The sequence below is a fragment of the Neorhizobium sp. 05N33 genome, from assembly GCF_056397445.1.
The window spans coordinates 96,223-112,070 of sequence record NZ_JBFTNK010000003.1 but is presented as its reverse complement, the minus strand read 5'-3'; the positions used below and the strand labels follow the sequence as shown (position 1 = coordinate 112,070).

Genomic DNA, 15,848 nt, shown 5'->3' with positions numbered 1-15,848 from the left:
AAGACGGCTGCGGTTCAGCGAGGCCGTTCCGCCACGTCGAAATTCACGTCCCAGTCCTTTTTGGGCGCCTTCTCGCCGGGAGGGGTGCGGTGTTTCGTGGCGTCGTCGGAGCCGGTGATGACCGTCGGTTTGGCACTTGCGACGCCGCTCGACTTGCGGTCGGCCTTGGACTTGGCATACTGCCCCTCGGCATCCTTGTGGATTTTGGCTCTGTTATTGTTCTCGGTCATAATGTCTCATTCCCGAATGAAGTCAGGCCCAACGAAGTCAGGCCGCCGACAGCGGCCTGACGCGTGGATCACGACCGATCAGACCGTGGTCGAACCCGCCAGCGTATCGGTCGAACTATTGTTGACGCGCAGGTTGTTCTGCACATGCCGGACGCCGGAAACATCGTCCACCAGATCCTCTGCACGCCGCTTGTCCCAGCGGCTCGACACGAAACCGTCGAGCGTCACTTCGGCGCTCTGGACGGTCACGGTGATATTGGATGCGTCCAGCACCGGATCGTCGCTGAGGCGATCGTTGACGTCCTCCTCGATACGGGCATCGGAGCGTTGGTAGCCCTTTGGGCCTTTGCCGCGATGCTCATCCATCATCCGGCGATGTTCGGCGTCTTCGTCGCCGAACCAGGAGGCAACTTCATCACCGGCGCGCTCCATGAATCCGCGTCTGCGGCCATAGTCGTCCGAGCCGCGGAAGCGGCTGTCCGAACCTGAACGGCTTTCGCCGCCGAAACGGTAATCCGAGCCGTATCGGTCACCATAGGCCTGGTTGACGCGGTTGCGGCCGGGCTCGTAACTGAACGACGAAGGCCGGCCTCGATAGGATTCACGAGCCCAGGCCTGAGAACGTGCCGAATCACCATAACCGGCCTCGAACCCGCCGTCGTCGGATGCCCATTGTTCGCTGCGGCCGTGGCGGGAAAACCGCGAACGATCGCCGTCCTCCCGATTTGCATCGCCGCCGCGCAGATCGTCACTGAAACCACGCACATAACCCGTATCGCCGGGACGGTAATCGCTGGACGACTCGCGCGCGAAATCACGCTCGTCGCGCATCCGGTCGTTTCGATACCCACCCGATTGGGAATGATTTCCACTGGCCATTGTCTGTCTCCTCGGTCTGGTTTGGTCCCGTTCGCATGGGACGCTGATTCAACCCCGCCTGTCCGGGATTGTTCCGCGTTTTCTGAGGAAATGCGGGGGGCTCGATCGGAGGAGACGGCCACAACCATGGAGACGCCAGGGAGAGTTTCGCCGGCGTAATCCGCAGGTCCGCTGCGGATGACGGCATCGGAAACCGGTGGTACGGCCGAGTGATTGGCATATAGCTGCAGCAGTCGGTCGCGATGAACTTGCCCTTCTGGCCCGCGAGCACGCCCTCAACGCAGCTTGGAGCACTCGAAGATCTCAAAAGAGGCCGCAGGTCAAACCCGCCTGCCGGCTCAGTCGATACGGCTGGTCGTCTCCGGATCGAAGACGACGGCCTTGTCGAGATTGAAGGCGAAGGGGAACTTCTGGCCGAGCTCGACATGCACGTCGGAACGGGTGCGGGCGGTAAAGGTGGTGCCGTCCAGCTTGCCGGTGACGAAGGTATCGGAACCGGTCGGCTCGATCATCATCACTTCCGCCTCGATCTGGGCGGTGGCGCGTGCGTGCGGATCGACGAGACCGGCATCGGTGATCGTCTCCGGACGCAGGCCGAGAATAACGTCCTTGCCATCCGAAAGACTGGTAGTCACGGAAGGCGGCATTGCAACCTTGACGCCTTCATTGCCGAACAGCGTAATGCTCTGCTGGCCATTGGCGCCGGATACCTTGCCCTTCAGCATGTTCATTGCCGGCGAGCCCATGAAATCGGCGACGAACAGGTTCGCGGGGCGGCCATAGATTTCCGCAGGCGTACCAACCTGCTGCACCATGCCCTCTTTCAGCACCACGATCTTGGTGGCCAACGTCATCGCCTCGATCTGGTCATGGGTGACGTAGACGATCGTGGCGTGGGTATTCTGGTGCAGCGCCTTGATTTCGGCGCGCACCTCGACGCGCAGCTTGGCGTCGAGATTGGAGAGCGGCTCGTCGAACAGGAACACGCGCGGCTGGCGCACCAGTGCCCGGCCCATGGCGACGCGCTGGCGCTGGCCACCGGAAAGCTGGCTTGGACGGCGCTTCAGGAGATGCTCGATCTGCAGCGTCTTTGCGACCTGCTTGACGGCTGCCTCGCGCTGCGTCTTCTCGACGCCGCGCATTTCCAGCGCGAACGCGATGTTCTGTTCCACCGTCATGTTCGGATAGAGCGCGTAGGACTGGAAGACCATGGCAATATCACGCTTCGACGGATGCAGGTCGTTGACCACCTGGCCGTCGATGACGATGTCGCCCGACGACGGCGGCAGCAGGCCGGCGATCGCGTTGAGCAGGGTCGACTTGCCGCAGCCGGACGGGCCGACGAGAACCAGGAAGCCGCCCTTTTCGAGCTCGATATTGATGCCCTTCAGAATCTCGTTATTGCCGATCTTCTTGCGAATATCCTTGATTTCAAGAAAGCTCATATGCGGTTATCCCTTGACTGCGCCGGCCATCAGGCCACGCACGAAATAGCGTCCGGCGACGACATAAACGAACAGCGTCGGAAGCGCTGCGAACACCGCAGCCGCCATATCGACATTGTATTCCTTGACGCCGGTAGAGGAGGCAACGAGGTTGTTGAGCGCCACCGTCATCGGCGAGGACGTGCCGGATGAGAAGGACACGCCGAACAGGAAATCGTTCCAGATGTTGGTGAACTGGTAGATGATCGTCACGACGATGATCGGTCCGGAACTCGGCAGCAGGATGCGCCAGAAGATCCGGAAGAACCCGGCACCGTCGATCATCGCGGCCTTTACCAGCTCGTCCGGGAAGGCTTCATAATAGTTGCGGAAGAACAGCGTCGTGAAGCCGAGGCCGTAGATCACATGAACGATAACGAGGCCCGTGGTGGAGTTCGAGAGCCCAAACGTGCCAAGCACGCGCGCCATCGGGATCAGGACCGCCTGGAACGGAATGAAGCAGGCAAACAGCATCATGCCGAACATCAGCTTGTGGCCCGGGAAGCGCCACTTGGTCAGCACATAGCCGTTGAGCGCACCGAGCAGGGTCGAGATCAGAACCGCCGGAACGACCATCTTGATGGAATTCCAGAAATACCCCTTAATGCCAACGCAGCTGACCCCGATGCAGGCCTCGCCCCAGGCGCGCACCCAGGCGGCGACCGAGGGATCGCGCGGCAGCGCCAGCATGTCGCCGCCGCGGATTTCGTCGAGCGACTTCAGGGACGTCGACAGCATGACGTAGAGCGGCAGAAGATAGACGAGGGCCAGGATAACTAGCGCGGCATAGATGAAATAACGGGCGGTGCGGGCGCCGCCGGCGCTGACGGTTTCTTGTGTCGCGCTCATGACTGCTTCTCCCGAAGCTCCGAATAGAGATAGGGCACGATGATGGCGGTGATCCCCATCAGCATCATCACGGCGCTCGCCGAACCGACGGCCATCTGGTTGCGCGTGAACGTGTAGGAATACATGAAGGTTGACGGCAACTCGGTCGCATTGCCCGGTCCACCGCCGGTCAGCGCGATGACCAGGTCGTAGGACTTGATCGCCATATGCGCGAGCACGATGAAGGCGGAAAGAAAGACGGGCCGAAGGAGCGGGATGATGATCCGCCGATAGATGGAGACCGTCGAGGCGCCGTCGATCTGGGCCGCCTTGATGATCTCGCCGTCGATGCCGCGCAGACCGGCCAGGAACATCGCCATGACGAAACCTGACGCCTGCCAGACGCCGGCGATGACGACGGTGTAGATCGCCATCTTGGGATTGACCAGCCAGTCGAACTTGAAGCTCGTCCAGCCGAGATTGTGCATGGTGTTCTCAAGCCCGAGGCCGGGGTTGAGGAACCATTTCCAGGCCGTGCCGGTGACGACGAAGGAGAGCGCCATCGGGTAGAGGAAGATCGGCCGCAATACGCCTTCGGCGCGGATCCGCTGGTCCATCAGGATCGCGATGCCGAGCCCGAGGATGATGCAGATGCCGATATAGAGAACCCCGAAGATGGCCAGGTTCTGCATCGCCACATACCAGTTCGGCTGCGACCAGAGGCGGAAATAAGCGTCGAAACCGCCCCATTTGTAGACCGGCAGGATGCGTGAGGTCGTGAACGAAAGGTAGACCGTCCAGAGGATGAAACCGTAGACGAAGACGAGGATCACCGCAAACGACGGCGCCAGCACGATCTTCGGCAGAGCGTTGCGCACTCCGTCCGCAATGGAGCGGCGCTCTCTGTGCGGCTCAAGCACGGGAACCGGTTCGATTGTCGTCATGATGACCTCCGGCAGATACCAGACAGAAAAATAGACCGGCAAGCCGGAATTTGAAAAGTGGCCGGGAGATTATCCCGGCCACTCGGATGTCAGAGCTTTTGCGGAAACGCGATCACTTGGCAGCCTTCACCGCTTCCGGCAGGCGCTTCAGCGCTGCTTCGGTGGTCAGCTGGCCGTTGAGGTGCTGGGTGATGACGTCGAGCATGGCTTCCTTGATGGCGGCCGGCTGAGCGTAACCATGGGCGAGCGAGCCCATCAGCGTACCCTTGGAAGAAGCTTCCGTCAGGTCCGCCATGCCCTTCTTGCCGCACTCGTCGAACTTTTCGTTCGAGACGTCGGTACGGGCAGGAACAGAACCCTTGACCGTGTTGAAGGCGATCTGGAAGGCGGGATCTTCGACGGCCGATGCCATCTTGAACTGAGCCTTTTCGGCGTCGCCGCCAACGTTGAACATCATGAACTGGTCGGCGTTGAAGAGGACCGAGCCCTGGGTGCCGGGGAAGCGGATGCAGACGAAGTCCGTGCCTGGCTTCTTGTTGGCGCGCAGCCACTCGCCCTTCGACCAGTCGCCCATTTCCTGAGCCCCGGCCTTGCCTTCGATAACGAGGGCCGTCGAAAGGTTCCATTCGCGGCCCGAGAAGTTCGGGTCGAAATAGGTGCGCAGCTTCGACATCGTGTCGAAGACCTTCTTCATCGTGTCGCCGGAAAGTGCTGCCGGATCGAGATCGAGAACGGCCTTCTTGTAGAAGTCCGGACCGCCGGTCGAAAGCACGACGGCTTCCCAGAGCGTGCCGTCCTGCCACGGAACGCCGCCGTGAGCGAGGGCGGTGAGGCCCTGGCCCTTGAAGGCGTCGAGCAGCGTGATGAGTTCGGCGATATTGGTCGGAACCTTGCCGCCGGCCTTGTCGAGTGCCGCCTTGCTGATCCACAGCCAGTTGGTGGAGTGGATGTTCACAGGAGCAGCGATCCAGTGGCCGTCATACTTCGAGAAGTTCTGGAGAGCAGCCGGGATAACCTTGTCCCAGCCTTCCTTCTTGGCGAGGTCGTCGAGGTTTGCGGCGACGCCCATTTCGGCCCAGTCCTTCAGGTCGAAGCCGAGAAGCTGGACGGCGGTCGGCGGGTCGCCGGCCGTGACGCGGGCGCGCAGCGCGGTCATGGCGGCGGAACCTGCACCACCGGCAACGGGCATGTCCTTCCAGGCGACGCCCTGCTTCTGCAGGTTTTCTTTCAAGACGTTCAGCGCTGCTGCCTCACCGCCCGAAGTCCACCAATGCAGGACTTCGACCTGTTCTGCGGCCTTGGCGGCACCGGCGGTCATGGCGATAAGTGCCGCACCGGCGGCAAGTTTGGCAATCATTCGAATATTCATTGAGAATCTCCCTTTGCATCCGGGCTCCTCTCCGGATATGGCGATTTATAACGATATAATTGCTGTCGGTGTCAACCCGGTCGGAGGAGTTTTTGATATCTGGGTGACCGCAGTTAACGTGATGAAAAAACTTGCAAATTTATCGAATGGCCAAATTTTCCTCAGGATCCGAGAAAAATCCCTGGCGACTTCCGCAGGATTTGCAACGATATAGATGAGGCTCGCTCCGGTTTTTGGGCGGGAACGGAGGAGAAGAGGATATGTCGCTGGAAGACCTGGGGGACAAGGGTCGGCGGGCGAAGTCGCAGCGGGCAACCGAAAAGCCCCGCGTTGATGCAAAGCCTACGTTGAAGACGATCGCCGAACTGACCGGGCTTGCAGTCACGACGGTATCGCACGCGCTTGCCGATGCGCCGCAGATCGCGCTCGAAACACGTCAGCGCGTCCGCAAGGTCGCAGCCGATATCGGCTACCTGCCGGACCGGGCAGCGCAGCGCCTGCGTACCGGCCGCACCAATGTCATCAGCCTGGTCCTCGATCCGCACGAGGAAATCCTCGGTTATGCCACCTCGATGATCAACGGGCTAACCGAAGCCCTGCGCGGCACGGCCTATCATCTCGTCATCACGCCGCATTTTTCCGATACGCCGCAGATCGACCCGGTGCGCCACATCATGCGCAACCGCATGGCCGACGGCATCGTCTTCACCCGCACCGAACCGGCGGACGAACGAGTCAAGCTTTTGATGGAGAACAATTTTCCGTTCATCTGTCACGGCCGGACCGAGCTTGCCACCGCTCACCCTTACGTCGACTACGACAATTACAGTTTTGCGTATCAGGCCGCCAAAAAGCTGATCGCCGCAGGCGCGAGAAAGCTCTCGATCATCCTGCCGCCGGAGCGCTTCACCTTCGCCCATCACCTCAGGCACGGCTTCATGACGGCGGTGCGCGAGGAAGGCGTCGGCTTCGAGATCGCCAAGGGCGTCACGCTCGACAGCAAGTCGGACGATATCCGTGATTATCTGTTCCGCCGGATGGCCGAGCCTGAGCGCCCGGACGGTTATATCTGCGGTGGTGAAGTGTCGGCGCTCGCCGTCATGGCATCCGCCTACGACCATCATCTCGAACTCGGTAGGGATATAAGGCTGGTGGCCAAGCAGACGTCGGGCCTGTTCGATCAGATCCGCCCCCGCGTCGAGACGATCTACGAGGACCTGACTGAAGCGGGCCTGCTGATGGGCAGGCTGCTGCTGAAACGGATCGCAGGCCCCGCCCCCATCGCCGAATTGCAGGCGCTCCAGACGGTTTGACCGCCTGGAGCGCCGTCCGCATGACCCGTCAGGAAGTCATGCGAAGAGTTTCAGCGCCGCGCTGTCCGCGGCTTCTCAGTCCTCTTCGACGAAGACCTGCTCGCGCTTCTTCTTCACACTCGGCAGGAAGACGACGATGAGGACGAGGGCTGCGAGGAAGAGGAGGCCCGCGCTGATGGGACGCGTGACGAACGTCGTCGGATCTCCCCGCGAAAGGATCATCGCCCGCCTGAGGTTCTCTTCCAGCAACGGGCCGAGCACGAAGCCGAGCAGCAGCGGCGCCGGTTCGCAGCGGAGCTTCACCAGCGCGTAGCCGATGAGGCCGAAGAAGGCGACGGCATAGAGATCGTAGACGTTGGAATTGACGCTGTAGACCCCGATGGCGCAGAAGGCCATGATGATCGGGAACAGCACGTAATAAGGGATGGTCAGCAGCTTCACCCACAGCCCGATCAGCGGCAGGTTGAGCACCACGAGCATCAGGTTGCCGATCCACATCGAGGCGATGATGCCCCAGAACAGAGCGGGCTGCTCGGTCGCGACGTTCGGGCCGGGCACGATGCCCTGGATGATCATCGCGCCGACCATCAGCGCCATGACGGGGTTCGCCGGAATGCCGAGGGTGAGCAGCGGAATGAACGAGGTCTGCGCACCGGCATTGTTGGCCGATTCCGGACCGGCGACGCCGGCAACGGCGCCGTGGCCGAATTCTTCCGGATGTTTCGAAACCTTCTTTTCCACCGTGTAGGAAGCAAATGCTGCAAGGATCGCGCCGCCGCCCGGCAGGATGCCGAGGATCGAGCCGATGGCCGTGCCGCGCAGAACCGGCCCGACCATGGCCTTGAAATCCTCGCGGCTCGGCATCAGACCGCTGACCTTGGCCATCAGGACCGAACGCGTCTTTTCGTTTTCGAGATTACGGAGGATTTCCGCGATGCCGAACACGCCGACCGCGACCGCCACGAAATTCAGCCCGTCAGCGTATTCGCGAATGCCGAGCGTGAAACGCGGGGTGCCTGTATAGATGTCGGTACCGACGAGGCCGAGCAGCAGGCCAAGCGCGACCATGGCAAGCGCCTTGAGGATCGAACCGTGGGCAAGCGCGATCGAGGATACGAGACCGACCACCATCAGCGAGAAATATTCCGCCGCTCCGAACTTGAGCGCGATCTGGGTAAGCGGCGGCGCGAAGATCGCCACCAGGAAGGTCGAAACCGTGCCGGCGAAGAAAGAGCCGATCGCGGCGATCGCCAGTGCGGCGCCGGCCTTGCCCTTGCGCGCCATCTGGTAACCGTCGATGGCGGTGACGGCCGACGAGGATTCGCCCGGCATGTTGATCAGGATCGCCGTGGTCGATCCGCCGTATTGCGCACCGTAATAGATGCCGGCGAGCATGATCAGCGACGAGACCGGCTCGAGTTGGAAGGTGATCGGCAACAGCATGGCGATTGTCGCCGTGGCGCCGATACCGGGAAGCACGCCGATCAGGGTGCCAAGCAGCACGCCGATCAGGCAGAAGAACAGGTTCTCCAGCGACGTCGCTGTCGCAAAACCCAGCGCGAGATTATTGAACAGATCCATCACTCAACCTCAATTACCGAGCCATGGCCCGAAACGGCGGAACGGGAGGCCGAGGCCGTAACTGAAGACAGCGACCGAAAAGAGGGTCAGCGCCGCCGACAGGACCAGTGCCATGAGCGGTTTCATGCGTCCCGAGGCGAAGGACGCAATCAGCGCGGTGACGAAGATCGACGGCACGAAGCCGAGGCCACGGACTGTGAGCCCGAAGAAGATCGGCGCCGGCAGGATGAAGAACATGCCGCGCCAGGCGAGCGCTCCGATCGGCCCTCCATCCACCCGCATCGACTGGATGAGGATGATCGCGCCGAACAGGACGAGCGCGCAGGCGAGGATGAAGGGGAAATAGCCAGGCCCCATGCGCAGGGCCGTACCCAGTTCGAGCTCGAACGACTGGTAGGCGAAAAACAGGCCCGTCGCGATCAGCAGCAGCCCGCAGATCAGATTGGCAGTGTCGAATTTCAAGGAATTCATGGTGTCTCCGATGGGCTGGAGGAGGCACGGGCAGAGGGGGGTTGCCCCCACCCTAACCCTCTCCCCGCTTGCGGGGAGAGGGAACGTGCCCGATCCATCGTCCGAGGATGGCGGTAACGGTGCGGCATATCCCTTCTCCCCGTCAGAACGGGGAGAAGGTGGCGGCAGCCGGATGAGGGACGGCCGCCGACGAACACCTTAGTCCGCGTACTGGCCAGCGGCCTGGATGACCGGCTTCCAGCGAGCGATCTCGCCTTCGAGCTTGGCCTTCAGCGCCGCCGGGGTAACGTCGTTGTCGGGCGAAGGCACGGTGCCGAGTTCGGCGAAGCGGGCGGCGACGTTCGGGCTCTTCAACGCAGATTTGAGAGCCTTGTTGAGCTTGTCGACCGCATCCTTCGGGGTGCCTTTCGGCGCATAGAGACCATGCCAGATGCCGACCTGCATGTCCGGAAGGCCCGCTTCCTTGACGGTCGGGATGTCCTTCAGGACGCCGAGACGTTCCGGAGAGGTGACCGCATAGGCCTTCACCGTACCGCCCTGGATCTGCTTCGTGGTGTTGGTGGTCTGGTCGCACATGATATCGACCTGGCCACCGAGAAGATCGGTCATCGCGGGACCGGTGCCCTTGTAGGGAACGGTGACGAGTGACGTCTTGATCGAGCTCATGAACAGCATGCCGCACAGATGCGAGGCGGCACCGATGCCGGCATTTGCAACCGTCACCTTGTCGCTGTTGGCCTTGGCATATTCGATGAGACCCTTGAGGTCGTTCGCCGGCATGTCCTTGCGGGCGAGGAGCGTCATCGGAACGTCGGTGACGAGGCCGACATAGTCGAAGGCGTTCAGCGTGTCATAGGGCAGCTTGCGATAGAGCGAGGCACTGGTCGCCATGCCGATATGGTGCAGGAGAACGGTGTAGCCGTCCGCTTCGGCATTGGCGACGCGCGCCGCGCCGAGGGTGCCGCCGGCGCCGCCGACATTTTCGACGACGATCTGCTGGCCGAGATCCTTCGACATCGACTCGGCGACGAGACGCGCCACGGTGTCTGTCGGGCCGCCGGCCGCGAACGGCACGATCATGGTGATCTGGCGCTCCGGATAACCGGCGGCGTTGGCGGAAGCGGCGAAAAGGGAAAGCGCCGCAAGAGCGGTTGCGCCGATAACGGCGTTCAGGATTTTCATCGGGGCTCCTCCAGGATGAAATGTGGACCAGTGGACGCCCAAAATTTCCTCCGGCGCCAACCTGAGCACTATTTGCGGCAGGGCGCGGAGCACGCGCAATCGTTGTGGAAGCCACAAAGCGCCATTTCAGCGAATACCGCGACGCAGCATGGGTGGATTCGGAAACAATTCGCAAAAAGCATGGGTGGATTTCCACACATGCAGCTCGCAATCAGCGCTCCCTGTCATCCTGCAGCATGTGTTCCGGACCGAGCAACTTCTTGTCCAGCCCGTATTTCTGCATCTTCTCGTAGAGCGTCTTGCGCGAGATACCGAGGGATTCGTAAACCGGCCTGAGCGCGCCCCCATGAGCGGCGATCTCGCCGGCAATCAGGTTACGCTCGAAAGCTGCAACCTTGTCTGCGAGCCGCCCTGCCCCATCCTTTGCGCCGCCGGTTTCGCCCGGCTTCGGATCGAGCCCCAGCACCAGCCGATCGGCAGCATTGCGCAGTTCCCGGACATTGCCCGGCCAGTCGCGCTGGGCGATGGCGGAGGTCACCTCGGCCGGTACATCCAGGTCCTCGCGGCCATACCGCGCCGCGGCCTCCCGCACGAGTTGGAGAAAGAGCAGCGGAATATCCGCCCGTCGCTGTGCCAATGACGGCACATGGATGGTCGCCACGTTGAGCCTGTAAAGGAGGTCGGCGCGGAACCGGCCCGCCGCCACTTCCGCTTCCAGATCCACCTTGCTGGTAGCGATAAAACGCACGTCGAGCGGCACGGTCTCATTGGAGCCGAGCCGGGTGATAACCCGCTCCTGCAGCACGCGCAGGAATTTCGCCTGCAGGTCGACTGGCATCGAGCCGATCTCGTCAAGCAGGATCGTGCCGCCGCGGCCGTGTTCGAACTTGCCGTAGCGGGGCCTGAGCGCGCCTGGAAAGGCGCCGGCCTCATGGCCGAAAAGCTCGCTCTCGATCAAGTTGTCGGGAAGAGCCGCACAATTGATGGCGATGAAGGGCTTGTTGGCGCGAGAACTGATGTCGTGCAGCGCCCGTGCCACCACTTCCTTGCCGGCGCCGGTTTCTCCGATGATCAGCGTATCGGCATCCGTGGCGCCGATGGCACGGATCCGGTAGCGCAGATCGACCATGACCTGGGTGCGACCCGGAAGCCGGGCTTCGACATCGTCGCGCTTGCCGGCGACGGCCCTTAAGCGGCGGTTTTCCAGCACCAGGCTGCGCCGGTCGAGCGCACGCCGGATGATGCCGGCGAGATGTTGCGGCGTGAACGGCTTTTCGAGAAAATCGTAGGCGCCTTCCCGCATGGCCTTGACCGCAAGCTGCACGTCGCCATGACCGGTGACCAGGATGACCGGGATCTCCGCATCGAGCTCGCGGATCTTCTGAAGCAGCGTCATGCCGTCGGTGCCCGGCATGCGGATATCGCTGACGACGACGCCATCGAAGCCGAAACCGGTCAGTTCCAGCACATGATCGGCATTGGAAAAGGTCTGGACCGACAGGCCGAAAAGTTCCAGCGCCTGCGCCGTCGAACGGCGCAGTTCCTCCTCGTCGTCGACCAGCAGAACTCTTTGCTCGCTCACTCGGCTGCCTCCAGAAGATTGCCGTCGGAAACTTCGAGTTCGATCAGGAAGACCGCGCCGCCGTCCGGATGATCGGCAACGCTCAAGCTGCCGCCGAAATCCTTGATGATGTTGTAGGAGATCGACAGCCCCAGCCCCAGACCCCTGCCGACACCTTTGGTCGTGAAGAACGGATCGAAGATGCGTTCGTGAATTGCCGCGGCAACGCCGGGCCCGCGATCGCGCACCGAGACCAGAACCTTGCCATCTGCCTGGCTGGCGGAGACGGAGATGCGCCGGTCGTCAAGGCCTTCAACGGCATCGGCGGCATTGGTGATGATGTTGACCAAAACCTGCTGGAGACGCACCGCGCCTGCCTTCACCGCGGGAATATCGAGATCGATCTCAATGTCCAGTTCTGCATCCGCCGCCTTCAGGCGTGCCGCGACGATCTCCAGCGTGTCGCGCATCACATCGTCGAGCGCGACAGGCCCGAGCTTTTCGTTCGGCTTGCGGGCGAAGTTGCGCAGGTGTCGGCTGATCGAGGCCATCCGGTCGATGAGCGCTGAAATGCGCCGGACATTGTCCCGCGCCTCGTCGGTCCGTCCGAGATCGATCAGCACGCCGGTCGTCTCCGCATAGGTCTTGGCAGCGGCGAGCGGCTGGTTGAGTTCGTGCGACAGGGCCGCCGACATCTGGCCGAGGCCGGCGAGCTTGCCGGCCTGGATGAGGTCCGCCTGGGTCTGTCTCAGCCGCTGTTCGGTGAGCCGCCGTTCGGCGATCTCCTCCTCGATGCGGCTGTTGACGCGGGCGAGATCGGCGGTGCGCTCGGCGACGCGGTGCTCCAGCTCGTTGCGCGCCTCGGCTTGCAGCGTCAGGCGTTCGTTGAGCCGCGCTCGGCGCTGGAGGACAATGGCGAGTCCCAGACCTGCAAGGCAGAGCGTCAGAAGTGCTGCAACCGTCGCGGTCTTTGCCTGGGTATGGACCGAGCTGGTATCCATCAGCACGTTGACGGTCCAGCCGGCATCCGGCATCGGTTGCGATACGACGAGATATTCCTTCTCGACCCCGCCATCCCGGATGGTCATGACATCGCGTCCTGCGAAGCTGCCGCGCTCGACCGGCAATTCGCGGAGCTTGGCGTCCGCGTATCGCCGCGACGCCTCCGTGCGGGCGATCCGGTCGGGCGTCAGCGGCAGGATGCTGGCATAAAGCCATTCGGGACTGCCGGTCATGAAGATGATGCCCTCGGGATCCGAAACGAAAATCCGATCGTCGCCGCCGCCCCAGGAGGCTTCGAGGTTGTCGATATCCACCTTGAAGACGATCACCCCGCGGATGGCGCCGCCGATCTCGATCGGCGACCCGAAATAGTAGCCGCGCTTCAAAGACGTCGTGCCGAGCGCATAAAAGCGCGACTGGCGGCCCTCCGCCGCATCCTGGAAATAGGGTCGATAGGTGAAATTCTCGCCGACGAAGCTGACCGGGCTGTCATAATTGCTGGCCGCGATCGTCTCGCCGTCCATGGTCATCACGTAAATGTCGGAGGATTTCAGAACCCCATTGATCTCCTTGAGATAAGTGTTCGTTGTCGCCCGCAGCGTCTCGTTCTTCGGATCGAGGATCAGCGCCTCGATATTCTGCTGGTCGGCGATCAGAGCCGGCAATGCCTCGTAACGCTTCAGATGGCCGTCGAGCGCCGACACCGCCAGGCGCAGCGTTGTGCCCGCCTGGATCTCGGCCTCGTCGATATAACCCCGCGCGAGGATATCGCTGCCCTTGAAGACCAGCGCAACGCCGATCGCCGCAAGCAGGGCCAACGGCAGAAGAATGCGATATCTCAACAGGTCCGGTTTCCTCCGCTCATTTCCCGCCCGGGCTGACGGGAAAACGGCATTCTAACCGCTGCACTGCTGATTTCCATAAAATCCTTCCGGCATGGGGCTGGCATGTAGCCGGCATGTCGGATCATGGTCGCTACAGGTGTTTGAAGGCGCCGGCGTGCGTGATCGGATCGTGCAAGCATTCCTCGTATCGTCGTAATAATTTCCACCTGCTGCTTGACTTCACGACTGATCGTGCTTCGATCACAGGCGCAAATGGGGAAAGCCACAAGGGGGTTTCAATGGTCTATCTACTCGCACTTTTGATCGGTGTCGTCGCCGGCCTGCGCGCCATGACCGCACCTGCCGCAATCGCCTGGGCCGCCTATCTCGGCTGGCTCAACCTCTCCGGCTCCTGGCTCGCCTTCATGGGCACCATCTGGGCCGTTGGCATCTTCACCATTCTTGCCGTCGTCGAACTGGTCACCGACCAGCTTCCCTCGACGCCAAGCCGCAAGGTGCCGCAGCAATTCGGCGCCCGGCTGATCATGGGCGCGCTCACAGGTGCGGCGATCGGCACGCCCTATGGCGGCTGGATCGTCGGTCTCATCGCGGGCATCATCGGCGCCGCAATCGGTACCTATGGTGGCGCCGCCGTCCGCGCCAAGCTGGCCGCCAGCTTCGGCAAGGATCCGCCGGCCGCCTTCATCGAGGACGCTGTCGCGATCATCGCGGCCTACATCATCGTCGCGTCCCTACCTGTCGCGGCCGCAGTATGAAAAGCTTCGACGCTATCATCATAGGAGCCGGCCAGGCCGGTCCCTCACTCGCAGGACGCTTCAACGATGCCGACAAGACGGTTGCGATCATCGAGCGCAAACATGTCGGCGGCACCTGCGTCAATACCGGCTGCAAACCGACCAAGACGCTCGTCGCCAGCGCTTATGCCGCCCATCTCGCCCGCCGCGGCGGTGACTACGGCGTGGTGCTCGACAGCCCGGTGAAGATCGACATGCCGGCCGTCATGCGGCGTTCGCACAAGGTGACGCTCGATTCGCGCCACGGTAACGAAAGCTGGCTCGAGGGCATGCCGAACTGCACGCTGATCCGCGGCCACGCCCGGTTCGAGGATAAGAACACGATCCGCGTCGGCGACGAACTTCTGACCGCGCCGCAGATTTTCCTGAATGTCGGCGGCCGTGCCGCAATCCCGGATTTCCTGGGCGTCGATGACGTGCCCTACATGACCAATAGCGATATCGTCATGCTCAATCGGGTGCCAAAACATCTGGTCATCGTCGGTGGCAGCTATATCGGGCTGGAATTCGCGCAGATCTACCGCCGCTTCGGCGCCGAGGTCACCGTCGTTGAAAAAGGCCCGCACCTTGTCGGCCGCGAGGACGAAGATATTTCACAGGCGATCCGCGAGATCCTCGAAGCCGAAGGCATTCATATCCGCACCGGCGCCGAGTGCATCCGGTTCCGAAAGCATGAGGACGGCGTCGCCGTCGGCGTCGACTGCACCGACGGCGCACCGGAAGTGATCGGCTCTGATGTGCTGCTCGCCGTCGGACGACGCCCGAACACCGATGATCTCGGCCTCGACAAGGCCGGCGTCGAGCTGGATGCGAAGGGCTACATCAAGGTCGGCGACGACCTCTCGACCAATGTCGAAGGCATCTGGGCGATGGGCGACTGCAACGGCCGCGGCGCCTTCACCCACACCGCCTATAATGATTTCGAGATCATCGCCGCCAACCTCTTCGACGGCGAGAACCGCAAGGTCTCCGACCGGCTGGTCGGTTACGCGCTTTATATCGACCCGCCACTCGGCCGTGTCGGCATGAGCGAGGCAGAGGCGCGCAAGTCCGGGCGGAAGGTCCTGGTCGGTCGTCAGTCCATGGCAAGGGTCGGCCGCGCGGTCGAAAAGGGCGAAACGCAGGGCCTGATGAAATTCGTGGCCGATGCGGACACGCACGAGATCCTCGGTGCCGCGATCCTCGGAACCGGCGGCGACGAATCGATCCACGGCGTGCTCGACATGATGAATGCCCGCGCCACCTACGATACGCTGCGCTGGGCGGTGCCGATCCATCCGACGGTCTCAGAATTCTGGCCGACCGTGGTGCTTGGCATGAAGCCAATCTGATCCTCTTTTGGACACGGTTACAATTTTATCGATC

Annotated in this window: 14 protein-coding genes; 3 read left to right on the top strand and 11 right to left on the bottom strand. The window is 62.2% G+C overall.

Annotated elements, in window-relative coordinates:
• Nucleotides 1–14: 14 nt before the first annotated feature.
• The 6 genes from AC1DLT_RS09290 to AC1DLT_RS09265 form a co-directional block, all read right to left on the bottom strand.
• Nucleotides 15–230, bottom strand: coding sequence for a hypothetical protein (locus tag AC1DLT_RS09290; protein ID WP_247031064.1), 216 nt, complete (start codon nt 228–230; stop codon nt 15–17).
• A 78-nt stretch (nt 231–308) separates the two neighbouring features.
• On the bottom strand, nt 309–1,109 hold the full coding sequence (locus AC1DLT_RS09285; RefSeq protein WP_477486560.1) for a BON domain-containing protein: 801 nt from the start codon (nt 1,107–1,109) through the stop codon (nt 309–311).
• Nucleotides 1,110–1,447: 338 nt separating this feature from the next.
• The gene (locus AC1DLT_RS09280; RefSeq protein WP_477486559.1) at nt 1,448–2,554 is read right to left on the bottom strand and encodes an ABC transporter ATP-binding protein; all 1,107 of its coding nucleotides are present in this window, start codon (nt 2,552–2,554) and stop codon (nt 1,448–1,450) included.
• A 6-nt stretch (nt 2,555–2,560) separates the two neighbouring features.
• Complete coding sequence (locus AC1DLT_RS09275; protein WP_247031066.1) at nt 2,561–3,442, bottom strand: carbohydrate ABC transporter permease; 882 nt, start codon at nt 3,440–3,442, stop codon at nt 2,561–2,563.
• Nucleotides 3,439–4,365 (bottom strand): carbohydrate ABC transporter permease, encoded by a 927-nt coding sequence (locus AC1DLT_RS09270; RefSeq protein ID WP_247031067.1) that lies wholly within the window; start codon nt 4,363–4,365, stop codon nt 3,439–3,441. The genes AC1DLT_RS09275 and AC1DLT_RS09270 overlap by 4 nt, the downstream gene beginning before the upstream one ends.
• Before the next feature lie 112 nt (nt 4,366–4,477).
• Nucleotides 4,478–5,728 carry an ABC transporter substrate-binding protein gene (locus AC1DLT_RS09265; RefSeq protein ID WP_477486910.1) on the bottom strand — a complete coding sequence of 417 codons (1,251 nt, stop codon included), beginning with the start codon at nt 5,726–5,728 and terminating at the stop codon, nt 4,478–4,480.
• A 266-nt stretch (nt 5,729–5,994) separates the two neighbouring features.
• Between AC1DLT_RS09265 and AC1DLT_RS09260 the strand changes: the two genes are divergently transcribed.
• Nucleotides 5,995–7,047 carry a LacI family transcriptional regulator gene (locus AC1DLT_RS09260; RefSeq protein ID WP_477486558.1) on the top strand — a complete coding sequence of 351 codons (1,053 nt, stop codon included), beginning with the start codon at nt 5,995–5,997 and terminating at the stop codon, nt 7,045–7,047.
• Nucleotides 7,048–7,122: 75 nt separating this feature from the next.
• Here the strand turns inward: AC1DLT_RS09260 and AC1DLT_RS09255 are convergent, their stop codons facing one another.
• From AC1DLT_RS09255 to AC1DLT_RS09235, 5 genes are all read right to left on the bottom strand, one after another.
• Nucleotides 7,123–8,628: a tripartite tricarboxylate transporter permease gene (locus tag AC1DLT_RS09255; RefSeq protein WP_477486557.1), complete on the bottom strand. Its 1,506-nt coding sequence runs from the start codon at nt 8,626–8,628 to the stop codon at nt 7,123–7,125.
• A 9-nt stretch (nt 8,629–8,637) separates the two neighbouring features.
• On the bottom strand, nt 8,638–9,099 hold the full coding sequence (locus tag AC1DLT_RS09250) for a tripartite tricarboxylate transporter TctB family protein (RefSeq protein ID WP_038545707.1): 462 nt from the start codon (nt 9,097–9,099) through the stop codon (nt 8,638–8,640).
• Nucleotides 9,100–9,297: 198 nt separating this feature from the next.
• Entirely contained in the window at nt 9,298–10,281 is a 984-nt protein-coding gene (locus AC1DLT_RS09245) for a tripartite tricarboxylate transporter substrate binding protein BugD (RefSeq protein ID WP_247136346.1), read from the bottom strand.
• Between the two features lie 211 nt (nt 10,282–10,492).
• Complete coding sequence (locus AC1DLT_RS09240) at nt 10,493–11,863, bottom strand: sigma-54-dependent transcriptional regulator (RefSeq protein ID WP_247031070.1); 1,371 nt, start codon at nt 11,861–11,863, stop codon at nt 10,493–10,495.
• Nucleotides 11,860–13,686: a sensor histidine kinase gene (locus AC1DLT_RS09235; protein ID WP_258719067.1), complete on the bottom strand. Its 1,827-nt coding sequence runs from the start codon at nt 13,684–13,686 to the stop codon at nt 11,860–11,862. Before AC1DLT_RS09235 ends, AC1DLT_RS09240 begins: the two co-directional genes overlap by 4 nt.
• Before the next feature lie 281 nt (nt 13,687–13,967).
• Here AC1DLT_RS09235 and AC1DLT_RS09230 point away from each other — a divergent pair, with 281 nt between their 5' ends.
• Together AC1DLT_RS09230 and AC1DLT_RS09225 are read left to right on the top strand one after the other, a co-directional pair.
• Nucleotides 13,968–14,444: a DUF4126 family protein gene (locus AC1DLT_RS09230; protein ID WP_477486556.1), complete on the top strand. Its 477-nt coding sequence runs from the start codon at nt 13,968–13,970 to the stop codon at nt 14,442–14,444.
• A complete protein-coding gene (locus tag AC1DLT_RS09225; protein ID WP_247031072.1) occupies nt 14,441–15,814 on the top strand; it encodes an FAD-containing oxidoreductase in 1,374 nt (457 codons plus the stop codon). Before AC1DLT_RS09230 ends, AC1DLT_RS09225 begins: the two co-directional genes overlap by 4 nt.
• The last annotated feature ends 34 nt before the right edge of the window (nt 15,815–15,848 follow it).

Excerpts from the sequence above, each read along its gene's own strand:
- AC1DLT_RS09275 (WP_247031066.1), bottom strand. The coding sequence starts at position 3,442 with ATGAGCGCGACACAAGAAACCGTCAGCGCCGGCGGCGCCCGCACCGCC.
- AC1DLT_RS09255 (WP_477486557.1), bottom strand. The coding sequence starts at position 8,628 with ATGGATCTGTTCAATAATCTCGCGCTGGGTTTTGCGACAGCGACGTCG.
- AC1DLT_RS09270 (WP_247031067.1), bottom strand. The coding sequence starts at position 4,365 with ATGACGACAATCGAACCGGTTCCCGTGCTTGAGCCGCACAGAGAGCGC.
- AC1DLT_RS09225 (WP_247031072.1), top strand. The coding sequence starts at position 14,441 with ATGAAAAGCTTCGACGCTATCATCATAGGAGCCGGCCAGGCCGGTCCC.
- AC1DLT_RS09250 (WP_038545707.1), bottom strand. The coding sequence starts at position 9,099 with ATGAATTCCTTGAAATTCGACACTGCCAATCTGATCTGCGGGCTGCTG.
- AC1DLT_RS09230 (WP_477486556.1), top strand. The coding sequence starts at position 13,968 with ATGGTCTATCTACTCGCACTTTTGATCGGTGTCGTCGCCGGCCTGCGC.
- AC1DLT_RS09290 (WP_247031064.1), bottom strand. The coding sequence starts at position 230 with ATGACCGAGAACAATAACAGAGCCAAAATCCACAAGGATGCCGAGGGG.
- AC1DLT_RS09260 (WP_477486558.1), top strand. The coding sequence starts at position 5,995 with ATGTCGCTGGAAGACCTGGGGGACAAGGGTCGGCGGGCGAAGTCGCAG.
- AC1DLT_RS09245 (WP_247136346.1), bottom strand. The coding sequence starts at position 10,281 with ATGAAAATCCTGAACGCCGTTATCGGCGCAACCGCTCTTGCGGCGCTT.
- AC1DLT_RS09285 (WP_477486560.1), bottom strand. The coding sequence starts at position 1,109 with ATGGCCAGTGGAAATCATTCCCAATCGGGTGGGTATCGAAACGACCGG.
- AC1DLT_RS09280 (WP_477486559.1), bottom strand. The coding sequence starts at position 2,554 with ATGAGCTTTCTTGAAATCAAGGATATTCGCAAGAAGATCGGCAATAAC.